Origin of the sequence: Pantoea sp. EKM20T, from assembly GCF_011800485.1 — a bacterium.
Lineage (GTDB): Bacteria > Pseudomonadota > Gammaproteobacteria > Enterobacterales > Enterobacteriaceae > Pantoea > Pantoea agglomerans.
On the sequence record NZ_JAALFW010000007.1, the window covers coordinates 69,533 to 88,620 of the forward strand.

19 protein-coding genes and 1 tRNA gene are annotated in these 19,088 nt (G+C 55.9%); 12 read left to right on the forward strand and 8 right to left on the reverse strand.

All coding sequences use genetic code 11. The features are described 5' to 3' along the window. The first annotated feature begins 9 nt into the window (after positions 1-9). The 3 genes from HFD94_RS13825 to yejF are packed head-to-tail and all read left to right on the forward strand — an operon-like array spanning position 10 to position 3,728. Positions 10-1,104: a microcin C ABC transporter permease YejB gene (locus HFD94_RS13825; RefSeq protein ID WP_010248326.1), complete on the forward strand. Its 1,095-nt coding sequence runs from the start codon at positions 10-12 to the stop codon at positions 1,102-1,104. After that, positions 1,101-2,123 carry an ABC transporter permease gene (locus HFD94_RS13830; RefSeq protein ID WP_167433217.1) on the forward strand — a complete coding sequence of 341 codons (1,023 nt, stop codon included), beginning with the start codon at positions 1,101-1,103 and terminating at the stop codon, positions 2,121-2,123. The genes HFD94_RS13825 and HFD94_RS13830 overlap by 4 nt, the downstream gene beginning before the upstream one ends. Next, positions 2,124-3,728 (forward strand): microcin C ABC transporter ATP-binding protein YejF, encoded by a 1,605-nt coding sequence (yejF, locus tag HFD94_RS13835; protein WP_167433218.1) that lies wholly within the window; start codon positions 2,124-2,126, stop codon positions 3,726-3,728. Here yejF and HFD94_RS13840 read toward each other — a convergent pair. From HFD94_RS13840 to rsuA, 3 genes are all read right to left on the reverse strand, one after another. Then, the gene (locus HFD94_RS13840; protein ID WP_010248336.1) at positions 3,715-4,035 is read right to left on the reverse strand and encodes a hypothetical protein; all 321 of its coding nucleotides are present in this window, start codon (positions 4,033-4,035) and stop codon (positions 3,715-3,717) included. The two genes, yejF and HFD94_RS13840, sit on opposite strands and share 14 nt — an antisense overlap. 294 nt (positions 4,036-4,329) lie before the next feature. Continuing rightward, entirely contained in the window at positions 4,330-5,526 is a 1,197-nt protein-coding gene (locus tag HFD94_RS13845) for a Bcr/CflA family multidrug efflux MFS transporter (protein ID WP_010248339.1), read from the reverse strand. A gap of 49 nt (positions 5,527-5,575) precedes the next feature. Beyond that, complete coding sequence (gene rsuA, locus HFD94_RS13850; protein ID WP_010248342.1) at positions 5,576-6,295, reverse strand: 16S rRNA pseudouridine(516) synthase RsuA; 720 nt, start codon at positions 6,293-6,295, stop codon at positions 5,576-5,578. A gap of 155 nt (positions 6,296-6,450) precedes the next feature. Between rsuA and HFD94_RS13855 the strand changes: the two genes are divergently transcribed. Both HFD94_RS13855 and rplY read left to right on the forward strand, forming a co-directional pair. Further along, positions 6,451-8,205, forward strand: a complete 1,755-nt coding sequence (locus HFD94_RS13855; protein ID WP_167433219.1) for a DEAD/DEAH box helicase — start codon at positions 6,451-6,453, stop codon at positions 8,203-8,205. A gap of 176 nt (positions 8,206-8,381) precedes the next feature. After that, positions 8,382-8,666 (forward strand): 50S ribosomal protein L25, encoded by a 285-nt coding sequence (gene rplY, locus HFD94_RS13860; RefSeq protein WP_003854168.1) that lies wholly within the window; start codon positions 8,382-8,384, stop codon positions 8,664-8,666. Positions 8,667-8,784: 118 nt separating this feature from the next. On the opposite strand, the gene yejK is transcribed toward rplY, so the two are convergent. Further along, complete coding sequence (yejK, locus tag HFD94_RS13865) at positions 8,785-9,789, reverse strand: nucleoid-associated protein YejK (protein WP_010248346.1); 1,005 nt, start codon at positions 9,787-9,789, stop codon at positions 8,785-8,787. 158 nt (positions 9,790-9,947) lie between these two features. Between yejK and HFD94_RS13870 the strand changes: the two genes are divergently transcribed. The 5 genes from HFD94_RS13870 to HFD94_RS13890 all read left to right on the forward strand — a co-directional run bounded on the left by HFD94_RS13870 (position 9,948) and on the right by HFD94_RS13890 (position 13,534). Next, positions 9,948-10,175, forward strand: a complete 228-nt coding sequence (locus HFD94_RS13870) for a YejL family protein (RefSeq protein ID WP_010248348.1) — start codon at positions 9,948-9,950, stop codon at positions 10,173-10,175. A gap of 22 nt (positions 10,176-10,197) precedes the next feature. Continuing rightward, a complete protein-coding gene (gene yejM / locus HFD94_RS13875) occupies positions 10,198-11,952 on the forward strand; it encodes an LPS biosynthesis-modulating metalloenzyme YejM (RefSeq protein ID WP_022625056.1) in 1,755 nt (584 codons plus the stop codon). 73 nt (positions 11,953-12,025) lie between these two features. Next, positions 12,026-12,102: transfer RNA gene (locus HFD94_RS13880), tRNA-Pro, on the forward strand. A gap of 440 nt (positions 12,103-12,542) precedes the next feature. Next, positions 12,543-12,746, forward strand: a complete 204-nt coding sequence (locus HFD94_RS13885) for a hypothetical protein (protein ID WP_003854174.1) — start codon at positions 12,543-12,545, stop codon at positions 12,744-12,746. Positions 12,747-12,817: 71 nt separating this feature from the next. Beyond that, positions 12,818-13,534: a 4'-phosphopantetheinyl transferase gene (locus HFD94_RS13890; protein WP_167433220.1), complete on the forward strand. Its 717-nt coding sequence runs from the start codon at positions 12,818-12,820 to the stop codon at positions 13,532-13,534. 170 nt (positions 13,535-13,704) lie between these two features. Here the strand turns inward: HFD94_RS13890 and HFD94_RS13895 are convergent, their stop codons facing one another. From HFD94_RS13895 to apbE, 3 genes are all read right to left on the reverse strand, one after another. Then, positions 13,705-15,357 (reverse strand): multidrug ABC transporter permease/ATP-binding protein, encoded by a 1,653-nt coding sequence (locus HFD94_RS13895; protein ID WP_167433221.1) that lies wholly within the window; start codon positions 15,355-15,357, stop codon positions 13,705-13,707. Positions 15,358-15,453: 96 nt separating this feature from the next. Beyond that, positions 15,454-16,095, reverse strand: coding sequence for a DNA oxidative demethylase AlkB (gene alkB, locus HFD94_RS13900; protein WP_033767444.1), 642 nt, complete (start codon positions 16,093-16,095; stop codon positions 15,454-15,456). Beyond that, the gene (apbE, locus tag HFD94_RS13905) at positions 16,095-17,141 is read right to left on the reverse strand and encodes an FAD:protein FMN transferase ApbE (RefSeq protein WP_167433222.1); all 1,047 of its coding nucleotides are present in this window, start codon (positions 17,139-17,141) and stop codon (positions 16,095-16,097) included. The genes alkB and apbE overlap by 1 nt, the downstream gene beginning before the upstream one ends. A gap of 171 nt (positions 17,142-17,312) precedes the next feature. On the opposite strand from apbE, the gene HFD94_RS22905 reads away from it, so the two are divergent. After that, positions 17,313-17,423, forward strand: coding sequence for a hypothetical protein (locus HFD94_RS22905; RefSeq protein ID WP_010248361.1), 111 nt, complete (start codon positions 17,313-17,315; stop codon positions 17,421-17,423). Between the two features lie 149 nt (positions 17,424-17,572). Then, a complete protein-coding gene (locus tag HFD94_RS13910; protein ID WP_010248364.1) occupies positions 17,573-17,767 on the forward strand; it encodes a hypothetical protein in 195 nt (64 codons plus the stop codon). A gap of 17 nt (positions 17,768-17,784) precedes the next feature. Here the strand turns inward: HFD94_RS13910 and ompC are convergent, their stop codons facing one another. After that, a complete protein-coding gene (gene ompC / locus HFD94_RS13915; protein WP_167433223.1) occupies positions 17,785-18,897 on the reverse strand; it encodes a porin OmpC in 1,113 nt (370 codons plus the stop codon). Positions 18,898-19,088 lie beyond the last annotated feature (191 nt).

The following is a 19,088-nucleotide window of genomic DNA, read 5'->3' on the forward strand; positions in this document are numbered from 1 at the left end:
AGATCACCGTTGGCCGCTTACTTTCTGCGCAGATTGCTGCTGATCATCCCAACGTTATGGGCGATCATCACGCTTAATTTTTTTATCGTGCAAATCGCGCCCGGCGGACCGGTCGATCAGGCGCTGGCTAACATTCAGTTTGGTCAGACAACCGGTCTGCCCGGCAGTGGCGCAGACAGCGCCGGTTCACGCGCCAGCGTCAGTCATCTCAATCCTGCCGATAATCAGTATCGTGGCGCACGCGGGCTGGATCCCGAAGTGATTGCTGAGATTAAACAGCGTTACGGTTTCGATAAACCTCTCTGGCAGCGTTACGGCGAGATGCTGTGGAATTATCTGCGTCTGGATTTTGGCGACAGCCTGTTTCGCAGTGCCTCGGTGATCGGGCTGATCAAAGAGAGCCTGCCGGTTTCGATCAGTCTGGGATTATGGAGCACACTGATTATCTACCTTGTGTCGATCCCGCTGGGGATCCGCAAAGCGGTGCGCAATGGCAGCGCTTTTGATGTCTGGAGCAGCGCTTTTATTATCATTGGCTACTCCATCCCGGCTTTTCTGTTTGGCATCATGTTAATCGTGCTGTTTGCCGGTGGTAGCTATCTGGACTGGTTTCCGCTGCGCGGGCTCACCTCTGCGCAGCACGACACATTGCCCTGGTATGGCAAAGTGCTGGACTACTTCTGGCATATCGCCCTGCCGGTGCTGGCGACGGTGATCGGTGGCTTCGCCACGCTGACCATGCTGACGAAAAACGCGTTTCTGGATGAGATCCGCAAGCTCTATGTGGTGACTGCGCGCGCCAAAGGGGTGCCGGAGCGCCGTATTCTCTATCACCATGTGTTTCGCAATGCGATGCTGCTGGTGATCGCCAGCTTCCCCGCCACCTTTATCAGCATGTTCTTTACCAGCTCGGTGCTGATCGAGGTGATGTTCTCGCTCAACGGGCTTGGACTACTCGGCTATGATGCGACTCTCCAACGCGACTATCCGGTGATGTTTGGCACGCTCTATATTTTTACGCTGATAGGTTTGCTGATGAATATTCTCAGTGATCTCACCTATACGCTGGTCGATCCGCGCATCGATTTCGGGAGCCGCTCATGAGGCTCTCTCCGCTGAATCAACAGCGCTGGCAGCGCTTTCGTCATAACCGGCGCGGCTACTGGTCGCTGTGGATCTTTCTGATCATCTTTCTGCTGTCGATGGGTGCCGAACTGATTGCCAATGACAAGCCACTGCTGGTGCATTACCAGCAGCGCTGGACAGTACCGCTGCTGTTTGACTACAGCGAAACCGACTATGGCGGCGTACTGGCGACAGCGGCGGATTATCAGGATCCCTGGTTGCGGCAGCGCATTGAGCAGAATGGCTGGGCAGTATGGGCACCGATTCGTTTCAGCGACAGCACCATCAACTTTGCCACCGAGGTGCCCTTCCCCTCTCCGCCCTCTGCGCAGAACTGGCTTGGCACGGATGCCAACGGCGGCGACGTGATGGCACGCCTGCTCTATGGCACGCGCATTTCTCTGCTGTTCGGACTGATGCTGACGCTCTTCTCCAGCGTCATCGGGATTGTGGTCGGCGCGGTGCAGGGCTATTTCGGCGGCAGGATTGACCTGATTGGGCAGCGGCTGATTGAAGTCTGGTCCGGCATGCCTGCGCTGTTTCTGCTGATTCTCCTCTCCAGCGTGATCCAGCCGGGTTTCTGGTGGCTGCTGCTGGTCACCGTGGCTTTCGGCTGGATGAGCCTGGTCAGCGTGGTCCGGGCCGAGTTTCTGCGTACCCGAAACTTTGATTACATCCGTGCGGCGCAGGCGCTGGGGGTCAGCGACGGCCGGATTATGCTGCGCCACATGCTGCCAAATGCCATGGTCGCCACCCTGACCTTTCTGCCGTTTATTCTGTGCGGATCGATTACCACGCTGACCTCACTCGACTTTCTCGGCTTTGGCCTGCCGCTGGGTTCGCCCTCGCTGGGCGAGTTACTGCTGCAGGGCAAAAATAACCTGCAGGCACCCTGGTTAGGCCTGGCGGGCTTTTTCACCCTGGCGATCCTGCTTTCGCTGCTGATTTTTATTGGCGAAGCGGTACGCGACGCTTTTGATCCGGGCAAAGGAGCCTGAATGAACACGCCATTGCTTGCCATCAATCATCTCTCGGTCGCCTTTCGTCAGGGCGAGACGCTTCGCCAGGTGGTGAATGACGTTTCACTGCGCATCGACGCGGGCGAAACGCTGGCGCTGGTGGGCGAGTCGGGTTCCGGCAAGAGCGTCACGGCACTCTCGGTGATGCGACTGCTGCATGAGGCTGCGGTGGTTTATCCCAGCGGTGAGATTCTGTTTAACGGTGAAGATCTGCTGCGCGCGCGCGAGCAGCGCCTGCGCGGGATTCGCGGCAACCAGATCGCGATGATTTTTCAGGAGCCGATGGTATCGCTTAATCCGCTGCACACCGTGGAGAAGCAGCTGTATGAAGTGCTGTCGCTGCATCGCGGGTTGCGTCGTCCGGCGGCACGCGGTGAAATTCTCAGCGTGCTTGATCGGGTCGGGATACGGCAGCCCGCCACCCGGCTCAATGATTTCCCCCACCAGCTTTCGGGTGGAGAACGTCAGCGGGTGATGATCGCCATGGCATTGCTGACCGAGCCTCAGCTGCTGATTGCCGATGAGCCAACCACCGCGCTGGATGTGACGGTGCAGGCACAAATCCTGACGCTGCTTCGTGAACTGCAGCGAGAGCTGAATATGGGCATGCTGTTTATCACCCATAACCTGAATATCGTGCGTCAGCTGGCGGATAACGTTAGCGTGATGCGCAATGGTCACATCGTCGAACAGAACCGCTGCCAGGTCCTGCTGAATCAGCCGCAACACCCTTACAGCCAGCAGTTGCTGGCTGCCGAACCGGAAGGAAAAGCGCTGCCGCTGCCCGCAGACGCGCCGGTCATTCTTCGGGTCGATAATCTTCAGGTCAGCTTTCCGCTGCGGCGCGGGCTGTTCCGCCGGCAGAGTGGTGAGAAACAGGTGCTCTCCGGGCTGAGCTTTAGCCTGCGGCGCGGCGAAAGTCTGGGGCTGGTGGGCGAGTCCGGATCAGGTAAAAGCACTACCGGGCTGGCACTGCTGCGGCTGATTGCCTCGCGCGGCGAAGTCTGGTTTGACGGCCAGCCGCTGCATCAGCTGTCACGTCGTCAGTTATTGCCGCTGCGTCAGCGCATTCAGGTAGTGTTTCAGGATCCTAACTCTTCACTGAATCCGCGTATGACAGTGCAGCAGATCATTGCGGAAGGGCTTGCGGTACATCAGCCCGAACTTAGCCGTGCGCAACAGGAACAGCGGGTCATCGAGGTAATGGCGGAGGTGGGGCTTGAAGCGGAAAGTCGCCACCGTTATCCGGCCGAATTTTCGGGTGGTCAGCGACAGCGTATTGCCATTGCGCGGGCAGTGATTCTGGAACCGGAGTTGCTGGTGCTGGATGAACCGACCTCATCGCTGGATCGCACGGTGCAGAAGCAGATTCTGACGCTGTTGCGCCGCTTACAGCAGCAGCGGCAGCTCAGCTATCTGTTTATCAGTCACGATCTGGATGTGGTACGCGCCCTGTGTCACCAGCTTATTGTGCTGCGTCAGGGAGAAGTGGTGGAACAGGGAGAGTGTGAAAGGTTGTTTGCCTCACCCGCGGCCGGATATACCCGCGAGCTGCTGCAGTCGGCGCAACTCAACCTGCGATAAAGGTTTCGGCAATCGCTACGCCCTGATTTTTCAGGCAGCAGTTGGTGGCGCTTTCGTCACGACGCTGAATGAACAGGCAGGGCTGTCCTTCGCACTCGGCCACTTTACAATCGACCTGAATATCCGCCAGAACCTCTTTTAGCTGCTGAAGGATCTCCCACGCCGGAATGCCATCATGGCTGATCAAGCGCAGCGCAACGAAATCCTGCTCGTCCAGCGTGGTGTCATCGGATTCGATAGCACTGTGGTGATCGCTGGCCCAGCGAAAATGCTGTGGCAGACGATGCACAATCGAAAGTTGCAGCATAGTTTACTCTCCCCGGATGAGTTTATGTCGCAACACAAAGCAACCCAGCAGGAAGCGGCCTGATAACCGCTGAGTCCGGACAGGGTTTAATGGCCCGTCCGTGTGGATTGCAGAAGCGCATTTTTTGCGACTCACATCGCACTTCAGCCTATATGTACCGCGTTCACACGCCGTTAACAATCATTTTAGCTGCATTGTGATTACTTTTTTAACTAAATATTTTCACAATATCGAAACAAAGTCAGGAGGCGTGCAAGTCGGCAGGTCATTGCAGAGGGAAACCACTGCGCCCGATTACCGGGACGCAGTGCGGGGACGTGAAGCGTAGAAAAAGAGCAGCAGAGAGATTGTCGCGCACAGTGCAATCGTGCCGACCATTGGCCAGGCGCTGTTGAAACTCACCAGCGACAGCAGTGCGCCAACAAATGCCCCGACGCCAAAACGCAGGGTGCCCGCCAGGGACGATGCCGTACCCGCCATATGCGGAAACTCATCCAGAATCACCGCCATCGCATTCGATGAGACCATCGACACGCAACCGATAAACATCGCGATCCCCATCACCAGCGGCAAAAAGCCGAGGCTGAAGGCGCTGACCAGCAGCAGCCAGATCCCCATACAGAACTGTATCAGCAGTCCCATCCGGAACATCGCCACCGGGCCAAAGCGGCGCACGGCGCGGCTGTTAATCAGCGTCAGGACAAACAGAAACACCACATTGAGGCCAAAGTAGTAGCCAAAGTTTTGCGGTGAAACGTGGTTCAGTTCGATGTAAACAAAGGGACCGGCATTGAGAAAGGTAAACAGCCCGGCAAAGGAGAAACCGCTCGACAGCATGTAACTGAACGCGCGCTTGTGGCGAAACAGCGTTACGAAATTGCCCAGCGTAGTACGCAGATGAAACCGCTGTCGCTGCTCCGGCTTCAGGGTTTCACGGATCTGCGTGGTCACCAGCACGGTCGTCACTAACGCCGCGCCCGCCAGCGCCCAGAAGATGGCGTGCCAGCTCCAGAGCACCAGCAGCCAGCCGCCGATGATCGGCGCCAGCAGCGGCGCAATGGTGGTAATCAGCATCACAAAGGACATCATGCGGGAGAAGTCCTCTTTCGAGTAACTGTCACGCATTAACGCATTGATCACCACACTGGCTGCGGCAGCCGACAGCCCATGCAGAAAGCGCATCGTAATCAGCTGATCGATGGTTTGCGACAGCGCACAGGCCGCGGCGGCGCAGGCAAAGATCAGGGTGCCGAGCGCAATCACCGGCTTACGCCCATAGCTGTCTGCCAGCGGCCCATAGATCAGCTGCCCAATCGCGAAGCCAAGAATGTAGAGGTTGAGCGACATCTGCACGCTACCGGCTGAAACGCCGAACTCACGTGCAATCTGCGGCATGGCGGGCAGATACATGTCGATCGACAACGGCATCAGCATGGCTAACAGACCGAGGATGACCACCAGTCCTGTTGGCGAATTCTTTTCCTTACGCACACCCTCTCCTGCCCTTATGGTCGTGATGCGGGCCGCCGGGCCCGTCCGGTTATTTTGTCTGCAGCTCTTTCGGCAGACCGATGCTGGCGATCTCTTCTTCTGTCAGCGCACGATATTCGCCCGGTTCCAGATCGGCGTCCAGTACGATGTCACCGATGCGCTCGCGATGCAGCTCAAGGACCCGATTGCCGACTGCCGCAAACATCCGTTTTACCTGATGATAACGGCCTTCGCTCAGTGTCAGCCGGACGTCTGTCGGGGTGATCACCTCCAGCTGTGCCGGTTTAGTCAGGCTCTTCTCATTGTGCAGCTGCACGCCCGCCGTAAACTGCGCGGCGGTATCGTCACTGACCGGTGATTCCAGGGTCACACGGTAGGTTTTCTCGCAGTGATGACGTGGCGAGGTAATACGGTGTGACCACTGGCCATCATCTGTCAGCAGCACCAGTCCGGTGGTGTCGATATCAAGACGCCCCGCCGCGTGCAGCTTGAATGACATCGGTTCTTCAATGAAATAGATGATGGTGGGATGATCGGGATCGTCGGTTGAGCAGACGTAACCCTGCGGTTTGTTCAGCATAAAGTAGCGTGGACCGGTCTGCATCTGCAGTACGTTGCCGTCATAGACGACTTCGTGGTCGGGCAGCAGTTTAAACGCGGTATCGCGTACGATTTCCCCGTTAACGGTGACACGCTGGCCACGGATCTCGCGATGGGCGATGGCGCGGCTGATTTCCAGTTGCTGAGAGATGAATTTGTCGAGTCGCATGAATTCGTTTTGCCTGTTACTGCGGAGGGAATCTGAAACGGCCTGGTTAACCGTTGAAAATGTGCGGGAAGTATAACGTGATCCGCGCCAGCCTGACAGCGCGTTTACCGCACTTTCATGGCATAATTACCCCCAGTTTTGCAAAAGTGAGCATCATGTCTTTTACCTTACGCCCCTATCAACAGGATGCGGTGAATGCCACCGTGGCGCATTTCCGTCGTCATCATCAGCCTGCAGTCATTGTGCTGCCGACCGGTGCCGGAAAGAGCCTGGTCATTGCCGAGCTGGCACGGCTGGCGCGTGGCCGGGTGCTGGTGCTGGCGCACGTCAAAGAGCTGGTAGCGCAGAACCACAGTAAATATCAGGCTTACGGGCTGGAGGCGGATATCTTTGCCGCCGGACTTCAGCGTAAAGAGAGTCAGCGCAAAGTGGTGTTTGGCAGCGTGCAGTCAGTGGCGCGTAACCTCGACCAGTTCGACAGCGCCTTTTCACTGGTGATTGTCGATGAGTGCCACCGTATCGGTGATGATAAAGAGAGTCAGTATCAGCAGATCTTCAATCATCTGCGTCAGCATAATCCGCAACTGCGTTTACTGGGCCTGACGGCCACGCCTTTCCGGCTGGGTAAAGGCTGGATTTATCAGTTCCACTATCACGGCATGGTGCGTGGCGATGAAAAATCGCTGTTTCGCGACTGTATCTATGAACTGCCGCTGCGCTACATGATTAAACATCAGTTTCTGGTGCCGCCGGAGCGACTGGATATGCCGGTGGTGCAGTATGACTTCAGCCGCCTGACGGCACAAAGCAGCGGCTTGTTCAGCGAAGCCGATCTTAATCGTGAACTGAAACAGCAGCAGCGCGTGACGCCCCATATTATCCGTCAGATCATGGAGTTCGCTGAAGATCGACTGGGGGTGATGATTTTTGCCTCAACGGTGGAGCATGCGCATGAAATTTTGCGGCTGCTGCCCGCTAACAGCGCGCTGGTATCAGCCGAAACGCCTGCCAGAGAGCGCGATGCTCTGATTCTGGCCTTTAAGGCGCAGCAGCTGAAATTCCTGGTTAACGTGGCGGTGCTGACTACCGGGTTTGATGCTCCGCACGTTGATCTGATTGCGATTCTGCGCCCGACCGAGTCGGTCAGCCTCTATCAGCAAATCGTCGGACGCGGCCTGCGGCTCTCGCCCGGTAAAACCGACTGTCTGATTCTCGATTATGCCGGTAATCCGCACGATCTTTTTACGCCCGAGGTCGGCGCGCCCAAAGGGGCCAGCGACAATCAGCCGGTACAGGTTTTTTGTCCCGCCTGCGGTTTCGCCAACACCTTCTGGGGCAAGGCGACCGAAGATGGCATGGTTATCGAACATTTTGGGCGACGCTGTCAGGGCGTGCTGGAAGATGATGAGGGCGAGCGCGAACAGTGTGACTTCCGCTTCCGCTTTAAAAGCTGCCCCGACTGTGGCGCAGAGAATGATATTGCCGCCCGGCGCTGTCACCAGTGCGACAAAATTCTGGTCGATCCTGACGATATGCTCAAAGCGGCGCTGAAGCTTAAAGATGCGCTGGTGCTGCGCTGTGGCGGCATGACGCTGGAACAGGGCCGTGACGCCAAAGGTGAATGGCTCAAGGCGACCTATTATGACGAGGAAGGCACCAGCGTCAGCGAACGGTTTCGTCTGCAGACACCGGCCCAGCGCAAAGCGTTTGAACAGCTCTTTATGCGCCCGCATCAGCGCGCGCCCGGCGTGCCGCTGGGCTGGCAGAGCGCCGCTGACGTGCTGGCGCTACAGCCGCTGCTGCGTCATCCCGACTTTGTGGTGGCGCGGGCCAAAGGTCAGTTCTGGCAGATCCGCGAAAAAATGTTCGATTATCAGGGTCGCTATCGCCGTGCCAATGAGCTGCGCTAATGAGCGCTATCGGGTCCGGCTAACCGGATGCCGAGCCCGGCTGGCGGGTATATCGTTTGCTACCATCCAGCATAACGGCTATACTGCCGCCCGCTTTTGCATGTGCATCAGCGGTATTGAATAACCAGCCTGTTACTGGGTCGCCTGTAGCAGGAATTAAATAAAGAGATATATTAATGCTCACTATCAATGCAGTAGAACGTAAAGAGCAGGGTAAGGGTGCGAGCCGCCGCCTGCGTACAGCAAACCGTTTCCCGGCCATCATCTACGGTGGTTCTGAAGCGGCTGTTGCCATCGACCTGGATCACGACTCCGTAATGAACCTGCAATCTAAGCCAGGTTTCTACGACGAAGTGCTGACCCTGTCAGTTGACGGTAAAGAAACTAAAGTGAAAGTTCAGGCTGTTCAGCGTCACCCGTTCAAGCCAAAACTGTTCCACATCGACTTCGTTCGCGCTTAATCGCGAACTTCGTTGAAAGCAGAAGGGCCGGTTGCGAAACCGGCCCTTTTCTTTTGGCGCTGTCCGGTGAAATGATCGCCGCGAGCAGGGAATGAAAGCCGGGCTAAGCCCGGCTTTTTTATTTGCTGCTGGTACGGCGCTGCAGCTGATCGCGCAGATTGGGTGGTGTGCCCTTAATCGTCAGGGTGTCCGTTGCCGGATCCCAGAAAATGCGTTCGCCCAGCAACATCGCATCGAAGTTCAGGGTCAGTCCCCCGCCGCTTCCGGCAAACTTCGTCAGCTGGCGCAGAGTGCTGCGATCCGCCGGGAAGCTCTCTTCCAGTTCATACCCCTGCTCCTGGGTAAAAGCCTGGAACGTTTTTTCACCCAGCGGTGGCAGTTCGCTCGATAACTCTTCCAGCGCAATCTCCTCGCCCGCCTGCAACTGCTCGTTGCAGTAGCTGTAGACCTGCTGGCGATAGTTCTGCCGCTCCTGCTTATCCAGTTCCGATTCGTTGCAGTAGTCATCTACCGCCTGCAACAGACCGCGGTTCTGCGCCTTGGTGTCTAATCCCACTTCGGCACCCAGGAAGTCCATAAAGAAGTCAGCCACTTTACGTCCGACGCGGCCACGCAGGAAGGTCAGATAACGGGTCGATTCCGGGTTAGTTTCCCACTCGGTTAAATCGATGCGTGCCACGATGTCGGCATGATTGATGTCAAGATAGTGGGTGCTGCTGATATCCATCTGCTCGTTGACGCGCATGCTGGACTGGCTGTTCAGCACCGCAATCAGCAGGTATTCCACCGCCAGATAGCGGTAGTGAATAAACAACACCACGCCGCCTTCAGCGAAGGGGTATTTTGCAAGCTCATCGCGCAGACGACCGGTCGCGGCACGGCTAAAAGCGAGAAAATCATCGTTGCCCTTACGACAATTACGCAGCGCTTCTGCCAGTTCACTCTCTGCATTGAACAGGCCATAGGCTTTGCTTTTTGCGCTATAAACCCGGTGTAACTCCTCCACCATCGCGTTGACCGTGTTGGTGGCAGGCAGCAGCGAATCGCGCAGCGCCAGTTCAAGCTGGTTTTCATCGCGTTTAATTAACTGATGCAGGGCAATCTGGTCGATATCCAGACTCATGGTAGACTCTCCTTTTAGCACAGGCGCGTATTCAAACACCGCCAGCATCGGCTTTCAACTCCATGCGTATAGCGAACGCGCGGCTTTCGATAAAATTGCGGTAAAAAGTGCGCTGTTCCGGTAATATATCGCCTTTTGAAATGAGCTTAGACGACGATATGGCACAATCATCCCGTTACAGTGACGAACGCGTGGAACAACTCCTCGCGGAAATGGCCCAAATCCTGCACAAGGACAAAGCCCCCACCGATCTCTCCCTGATGGTTCTGGGAAATATGGTGACCAACTTAATTAACAGCGATGTCGCTCCGGCGCAACGTCGTTCACTGGCACGATCTTTCGCCGATGCCCTTCAGGCGTCTGTGCGTGACGATAACGCCCATTAATTGGCTGATTTGACTTCATAATATGGTAACCAACCGGCAGCGCTACCGCGAAAAAGTTTCCCAGATGATCAGTTGGGGTCACTGGTTTGCTCTGTTTAACATCTTATTCGCGCTGATTTTAGGCAGTCGCTACCTGTTGGTCGCCGACTGGCCTTCTTCGCTGGCGGGGCGCATCTACGCCTATACCAGCTGGGTTGGCCACTTCAGTTTTGTTGTTTTTGCCGCCTATCTGCTGATTATCTTCCCGCTGACCTTTGTGGTGATGTCGCAACGGCTGATGCGGGTGTTGTCCGCGGTGGTCGCTACCGCCGGGCTGACGCTGGTGATGGTCGACAGTGCAGTGTTCAGCCGCTTCCACCTGCACCTGAATCCGGTGGTGTGGGAGCTGGTCATTAACCCTGATCAGAGCGAGATGGCGCGCGACTGGCAGCTGATGTTTATCAGCGTGCCGCTGATTTTCCTGGTTGAGATGCTGTTTGCGACCTGGAGCTGGCAGAAGCTTCGCAGCCTGAATCGCCGTTCATTTGGCAAGCCTGTCGCCGCCCTGTTTATCAGCGCCTTCTTTGCCAGCCACCTGATGTATATCTGGGCCGATGCGAATTTCTATCGCCCGATTACCATGCAGCGTGCCAACCTGCCGCTCTCCTACCCGATGACTGCCCGCCGCTTCCTTGAGCGTCATGGTCTGCTGGATGCCCAGGAGTATCAGCGTCGGCTGATTCAGCAGGGCGACCCGGAAGCAGTGGCGGTGGAATATCCGCTGAGCGAGATTACTTTCCGTGATGCCGGCACACGCAACAACCTGCTGGTGCTGACGGTCGATGGTCTGAACAACGCCACGCTGGCCAAAGCGCTGCCGGAGCTTAATCAGTTCGCCAGCGAGAACGTGCGTTTTACCCAGCACTACAGCGCGGGTGATACGCCAGAGAAAGGGTTGTTTGGCCTGTTCTATGGGATCTCATCCAGCTACATGAACGGTATTCTGGCGTCCCGAACGCCGTCCGCGCTGCTGGGCGCGCTTAGCACCCAGGGTTACCAGTTTGGCCTCTTCTCCTCGGAAGGCTTTAATCCGCCGCTCTACCGGCAGGCGTTGCTGACTGATTATTCACTGCCTGCAACGACCAGCCAGCCCAACGCCAGTACTGTGGCGCAATGGCAGAACTGGCTGGAGAAACAGAACGGTTCACAGGCGCCGTGGTTCTCATGGATTGCCCTGAACGGCCCGGACGTCACCGGCGACAGTGCAAAAGCGCGTCAGCGCAGCTATCTGCGCCAGGCTCCTGCCGTTGATGAGCAGATCCACGCGGTGCTCAGCAGCCTGCAGGCGCGTGATTTACTGAAGAACACGGTGGTGGTGATTACGGCGCAGCGTGGACTGGCACTGGATGGCAATCCTGACAGCGCCGGAAACCGCCAGACGCTGCAGGTGCCGTTAGTTATTCACTGGCCTGACACGCCCGCACAGACCGTTGATCGCCTTTCTGATCATCAGGATGTGATGTCGACGCTGATGCAGCGACTGCTGCATGTGCGGACCAATCCGGTGAACTACTCTCAGGGTGAAGATCTGTTTGCTGCGCGCCGTCGCCATGACTGGGTCGTCAGCAGCGAAGAGAATAAGCTGGTGATTACCACGCCGCAGGTGACGCTGGTACTCAACAACAACGGCAGCTATCGCGCTTATGATGCGCAGGGCAACGCCCTGAAAGATCACAAGCCAGAACTGGCGCTGCTGTTGCAGGTATTAACTGAAGAGAAGCGCTTTATCGCTAACTGATTAATAATCAGGCAAATAGCCGGCAGGTATCTTGCATTAATGGTGATAACCAGTAGACTAATCCTCCAGTGTTCGGCACGTAGCGCAGCCTGGTAGCGCACGGTCATGGGGTGTCCGGGGTCGGAGGTTCAAATCCTCTCGTGCCGACCAAATTCCCTGAAAAGCAGCCTTAAAGGCTGCTTTTTTCGTTTCTGTCATCAAACCTTCACTTTCCTCGCACCTTCCGCAATCCGTTCTATACTTAACTGCGTGTGGGTAACAAGAGGAGAGTTCATGACATATATTGAAAAAGACGATCCAACAGAAGCACCCGAGTCAGGCGATAAGCAACCTTCCCCGCCAGACCAGAAGTAACCCACGGGGCCGCGTCTGACGCGGCCTTTCTATCTCAGCTTACCTCTCCGTTTAACATTCAGAATAGTCCCGTGTGGCAGTTAACATTCCTCTTACAATCAGCAGGTTAACAGTTGCATTATAATCTGATCTGCTTCACAAAATCGGCTACCGGCTGCGCTTATTCATCAAACTGAAACAAAAATGTCACAGAAAATGCCTACCCTGAAATCCCCAGAAATTGACGGATAATTTTTATGGCGATCAAAGCGAAAAGCCTGAAAGATGCAGAAGCATTGCTGCATTCAGGCATTAGCAAAGTGGAACTGGCGTATGACATTGGCAGCGACGATTTCTTTCGTCTGGCAAGCCACTGGTGCGACCGAGGTGCACGCATCAGCAGGGGGCACCACCATTTCGTTGTTTCTCTGAAGAGTTTTGCCATTCCTCCCAACGACTGATTCCGGCGGGCTGCTTGCCCTGATCCATCGCGCCTGATTTAATGCCTTTTTGGTTTTGATGATGGTCCCGCATGCGCTATCCCGACCTGCCGCTGCCGCCTGTTGCAGGCGGCTTTATCCTTTCCCGACACCTTAACCGCAGCGATCCCTTGCTGGCGGTGAGTCACTTCGATCCGCAAAAGTATCATGACGGGCTGGCTGTCGAATGGGATATTCCGCTGCCCGCCCGACTGCAGCAGGCTGTCAGTAAACGGCGTGCTGAATACCTCGCCAGCCGTCTGCTGGTCCGGTCAGTGATGGCAGAACTGGGTATTGCTGATTTCATTCTGTCCAATGCAGCTGATCGATCCCCCTGCTGGCCCGCTGGCATTCAGGCGTCACTGTCGCACAGTGCAGGCATCGTTGTGGTAGCGGCAACCCGTCAGCCCTGCGCTGTTGGGGTGGATGTCGAGCAGTTCATGTCGGAGACGACGGCGCATGAAACGGCTGAGTTGCTGATGAACGAGCAGGAACAGCACCTGTTACGGACGCTGCCCGTCTCTTTTTGCGCTGCCGCTACCCTGCTCTTCTCTCTCAAAGAGAGCGTTTACAAAGCCATCTGGCCGCAACTGCTTCAGCCGATGGACTTTCCGGATGCGGAACTGGTGTCGGTAGATTTCTCACAGCAGCGCGCGACGTTGCGACTGACTCAGCACTTCAGCGGGTGTTTTGCGATGGGAACGTTACTGGAGGCAAGCTTTGTGTGGCGGGATACTCAGGTAATCACGCTAATCACACATCGGCTTTAAAAAAACCGGCTAAACAATACGCGTTAAAACTTTGCGGTTTAGCCGGGGGTAACACAGACGAAAGAAAAGGTTCAGAATGGCAGAAACCGGAGTTTCTGCTGATCGCTAACGTAGCCTGGTTCAGGCGAAGCATGCCACTACGCTTTTTTGCTAAGCTTTGCCAGCTGCCGTTAAAGCCCGGTGTCGGTGCGTTTTACCGAGTCGAGCGTGGCAAGATCGCGCTCATTACCGGTCAGCTCCGTCAACTTGCCTTCACGCATCTCCAGCAGCCGATCGGCATGAATGAAGTAGTGATCGTCATGGCTGATAGCAAACACCGTTTTACCCGCCTGCTGTAGCCACGGCAGCAGCTCGCGATAGAAGATACGGCGAAAATGGGGATCCTGATCCGCCGCCCACTCATCCAGTAGCAGCACATCGCGCTCTTCTGCCACCGCCAGCAGCAGTGCCAGTCGCTTACTCTGTCCTTTAGAAAGCTGCAGATTCAGCACTTTGTTGCCTTCAATCTTCAGCTTATCCTGCATCTTCAGTCTCTCCAGCCAGAGCTGAACCAGCGCCGGGTTGGCTGCAACCCCTTCCCGTCCCATTAACCGGTCAAACAGGTGTAAGTCGGTAAAGACCGCCGAGAACTGACTGCGCCACACATCAAGCTCATCCGCCGTTATCGGCTTGCCATCCAGCAGCAGCGTGCCGGACTGAGGCTGATAAAGACCGGTCAGCAGCATCGCCAGCGTCGATTTCCCGCTGCCGTTGCCGCCAATCAGAAAGACCAGTTCGCCCCGGCGCAGCGTCAGGTTAACCGGCCCGACCTGGAAGCCGTTATCACCATAGTGAAAAGAGACGTCGCGCAACTCCAGCGTTTGCCAGTCTGAGGACGTGGAGGCGGAGTGGAATCCTGACTGATAAGGAGCGAGGTCAAAGGCATTGAGCTTACGGAATGCGACCTGGGCACTGAGCAACGTCGGTAACGCGCCCACCGCGGAGAGCAGCGGCGTGCGTAAAAACAGCAGCGTCAGGGAAAAGGTAGCGGCGACGGCGGTATTGGCCCAGCCCAGGCTGTTGGCCATAAAAAAGACCATACCGATAGCGCCTAACGTCATGATATTTGACCAGTTGACCGCACTGAGATGGTAAGTATCGGCGCGGACAATGTGGTGTCGCCAGGCGCGGGCATCTTCCTGATAAACCGTGTCGTAGACCTGCTGAGCGCGTGAGCGGTTAAGCTGTAGCTCTTTGCGCCCTTCAATCACCGTCTGATAATCGCGATAGAGGTTATCTTCGATTTCCCGCAGCTTTGCCATGTGCTGGTAAACCCGCGAGACCAGCAGCCAGCCGCCAACCAGCGTGACACCCAGCCAGACACTGGTTACCAGCAGCATTTTAGGCGACAGCCACGCGAGATAGATCGCTGAGCCAAGCGTAATAATCACGCCCTGAAAGAGCTCCGGCAGGCGTACAAAGGCCAGAGTAATGGCCCGCACGTCGCTGGTCAGTCCCGCCAGCAGTTGCGCACTACCGAGTTGCTCGATGCGTTCAATACGGGTATCGAGGATACGCTTGATAAATTCGCCGCGCAGTCGCCAGACAAACTGATGGCCAAGCATGGTCAGCGCCAGCTGCGAGGCCAGCGTCACCGCCATTAGCACCACCAGCAGCAACAGAAACTGCGGCAGTACCGCGAATGAGGTGTTGATGGCGACAATCATTTCGCGATTGATAAAGGCGATCATGCCGATACCCAGCACGGCGCTTAACAATGTGAGCGCAATTACCCCGATAAAAGGCCAGCGGAACTGGCGAAAAACAACGCTTAGCAACGTCATGCAGGCAATCCAGCAGTCAAAAAACAGCCTGCAGTGTAATGGGATGCAAAATGATAGCAATAGTTATTCGTACCACGCCGTAACCGGCATGGTGGGTCAGAAAGCGCGTCGAAACGTCAGGTTATAACGCCAGGCACCCACCAGGGGATGAACGCCTGGCTTAAGTGGCAGAATGCCGTGGTAACGCAGGCGCGACGGCCCGCCCCACACCACAATGTCTCCATGCTCCAGCAGCACACGCTGGGTACTGTCACCCCGTTCGAAACCGCCAAACTGAAAGACCGCCGGTAAACCCAGCGACACCGAAACGATAGGCTGACGCAGATCTTTCTCATCTTTATCCTGATGCAGCGTCAGCTTCGCGCCCGGCTCATAGCGATTAAGCAGGCAGGCATCCGGATTAAAGCCAGGGAACCCCGCCTCAGACGCCGCCTGCTGCGCCAGAGTACGAAACAGCGGCGGCATAGCCGGCCATTTACGCCCGTTCAGGTTGTCCTGCTGCTGATACTGGTAGCCGCGTGAATCCACCGACCAGCCGAAATCGCCACAGTTGGTCATCGCCACCGACATGCGATGGCCACCGGGCGTAATGCGATGGGCAAACGGATTCTGCTCCGCAATTGCCATTATTTGCTGATAAAGCGCCTCTGCATCCTCACGTGCGCGCCGCCGCAGGATCACCGCGCCCTCAGCCAGCGTCTCCTGCCAGGGTTGTTCTTCACTAAACAGATCTAACATCAGGGTTCTCCGAATTCAGCGGGGATCAGGAAAGCAGCGAACTGCGGCGACATCCAGCTGACAAATTTATCGCCCTGCTTGCTGATCAGATAGACCGCCAGATGCTGTTCAATCGCCAGCGCCTGGGCTTTTTCCGTGCCAAGTACCATCAGTCCGGTATCCCAGCCATCGGCTTCCAGCGCCGTGGTGGCGATCACCGTGGCGGAAACCAGTTTATGCTCAATTGGCCGTCCGGTAACGGGATCGATCACATGAGAAATGCGTTTGCCGTCCAGTTCATAATAGTTGCGATAGCTGCCGGAGGTACTGATGCCGTGTCCCTGCAGATTAACGCGCGCCTGAACCGCATTCTCACGATCGGTCGGTTTCTGAATCGCCACCCGCCAAGGCTGCTGCTGCGCATTAAGGCCACGGCTCAGCACGGCGCCGCCCACAGACACCAGATAGTTATTGATGCCGAGCTGCTCCATCAGTCGCGCCAGATGATCGGTGGCGAAGCCCTCGCCCACCGTCGAGAGATCGACATAGAGACCTGGCAGATCTTTCTGCAGCCACTGTCCATCTGCGCCCTGCACCACCCGCAGATGCTGCAATCCGGTCTGCGCCCGGGCGGCGGCGATTTGTGCCGCATCCGGCGTATGGCCGGGCTGCTTCGTCGGGCCAAAGCCCCATAAGTTGACCAGTGGCCCGACGGTAATATCCATCGCCCCGCCGGTTTTACGGCCAATCCGCAGTGAGGTCGTGACAATATCTGCCATGTTTTCACTCACCGGCTGCGGTGACAGGTCACGGCTTTGGTTGAAGCGCGATAAGGCGGAGTCTGGCTTCCAGGTAGAGAGCTCCGCATCGTCCGCATCCAGCTGCTGCTGAATCCGCTGTTGCAGTTCCGCTCTGCGCTCACTCGCCACACCGGCCAGGCTTACCCGCCAGACGGTTCCCATGGTTTTTCCTTCCAGCACCAGCGCGGATGTGGTCGCTGGCTTATCACAGGCCGTTAACATCAACGCTAACATCGCTATAAACAGCAGATTAATCTGAGAACGCATCTTTCCTCACTTGTAACACTTTATTCAGCTCTGCTACAAAGCATAAACTTCGGGTAAAGACGCTTAAAGAGAGTTGAATATTTCTCTGAAACCTATCAGTATTCACCGGTCATCTACCCTGTATGCGCCTTTTATCAGGCGACTAACGTTAACCAAAGTAAGGAGCGGCAGATGATCTATCTGATTCTCGTCATTGCCCTGGGGCTGTTTATCTTCAGTAGCTATAAAGTCTTGCATCAGCGTCGTCATCGTCACATGACACCCTCACGCCCGCGCCAATAACAGGCTTCACTGCACCTGATTGGGGCAAGATCGCCCTGACGCGCGCGGCAAGTGTACCAAAGTGCGCGCGAGGTCTGTGGCTGTGAGAGCGGTAAAGCTGGCATGAATTCTGCACTGTTGAAACAGTGTTTATCTCTGAGAGGTGCAGAATGAAAAATTCACAGAAGTGGCAGTCAGCATGGCATCACTGGCTGAGCTTTTCAGCCTTCACCCTGGCAGGCGTGGCATTTGAAGGCGCGCGATTCGGCAGCGTGGTGTCGTCAGTGACAACCGCGCCGGAAGCCACCAAGTGGCGAAAGGCTGAAGCGCTCAGCCCGAAAGGTGACGCAGGAGCGCAGCGGTAACTGCGCTCCCGTACAACTCAGAACTGGTAAACCAGACCCAGTGCCACCACGTCGTCGGTATTGATACCGGCTGCGTCGGTGAAAGCGTTGTCGTCCAGCAGGTTGATCTGGTAATCAACATAGGTGGACATGTTTTTGTTGAAGTAGTAGGTCGCGCCAACGTCGATATATTTTTTCAGATTCTGTTTACCCCAGTTCTGAACATCGGTGCCGCGTGAGGTGACGTACGCCAGGGATGGACGCAGGCCAAAGTCAAACTGATACTGCGCAACCAGTTCCCAGTTGTCCGCTTTATCCGCATAGCCATAAGCTGAAGAGTCGCTGCTGCCGAAGCGAGTAGCGTTATAGGCGCGTGAATACATAGCCGCCAGATAGATGTTGTTCGCGTCATATTTCAGACCGCCGGTGTAAGCTTCCGCTTTATCACCACGCCCCAGAATACCCTGCGCTGCGCCGTTCTGGTCGTTGGTACGATCAGACTGGAAGGCAGACGCACCAATGCCGAAACCTGAACCCAGATCATAAGTGGTGCTCAGACCCCAGCCGTCGCCGTTCTGACCCAGTACGTCACGGCCATTCGGAGACTCGGTGCTGTTGCCATTCTTGCCCTGATACTGGACTGCAAAGTTCCAGCCATCCACCAGACCGAAGAAGTTATTGTTACGGTAGGTCGCCATGCCGTTACCGCGCTGATACATAAAGTTATCTGCGCCGTAGGTGTCGCCGCCGAACTCTGGCAGCACGTCGGTCCATGCGCCGATGTCGTAAGCTACGCCGTAGTTACGACCGTAGTCGAACGAACCTGCATCACCAAATTTCACACCGGCAAAGCCAACACGGGTGAAGCTGTCAGCCGTACCTTCAGACTCGGCGTTGTTCAGCGCCGCCTGGTATTCCCACTGGCCGTAACCGGTCAGCTCATTGCTGATTTCGGTTTCGCCTTTGAAGCCGAAGCGAACGTAAGACTGATCGCCATCAGAACCATCGTTATCAGAGAAGTAGTGCAGACCGTCAACTTTACCAAAGAGATCTAATTTGTTGCCGTCTTTGTTATAGATTTCAGCTGCGTTTGCTGATCCTGCTGCAACCAGCAACGCAGGGATCATCAGGGAGAGAACGCGACGTTTCATTTTATTACCCTCTGTTATGTGCCTTTATTATTTGCCACTGCTAACTGAATGATTAAAAATTCAGCCGGCAGGCCATTGTTGTTTTATAACGGGCAATAATCCACCAGGAAAATGCTACTAAATTTCCAAAAGTGTTTCATACGTCGAAACAGTTATTTCATAATGTAAATAACGGGGAACTAATAACCAGC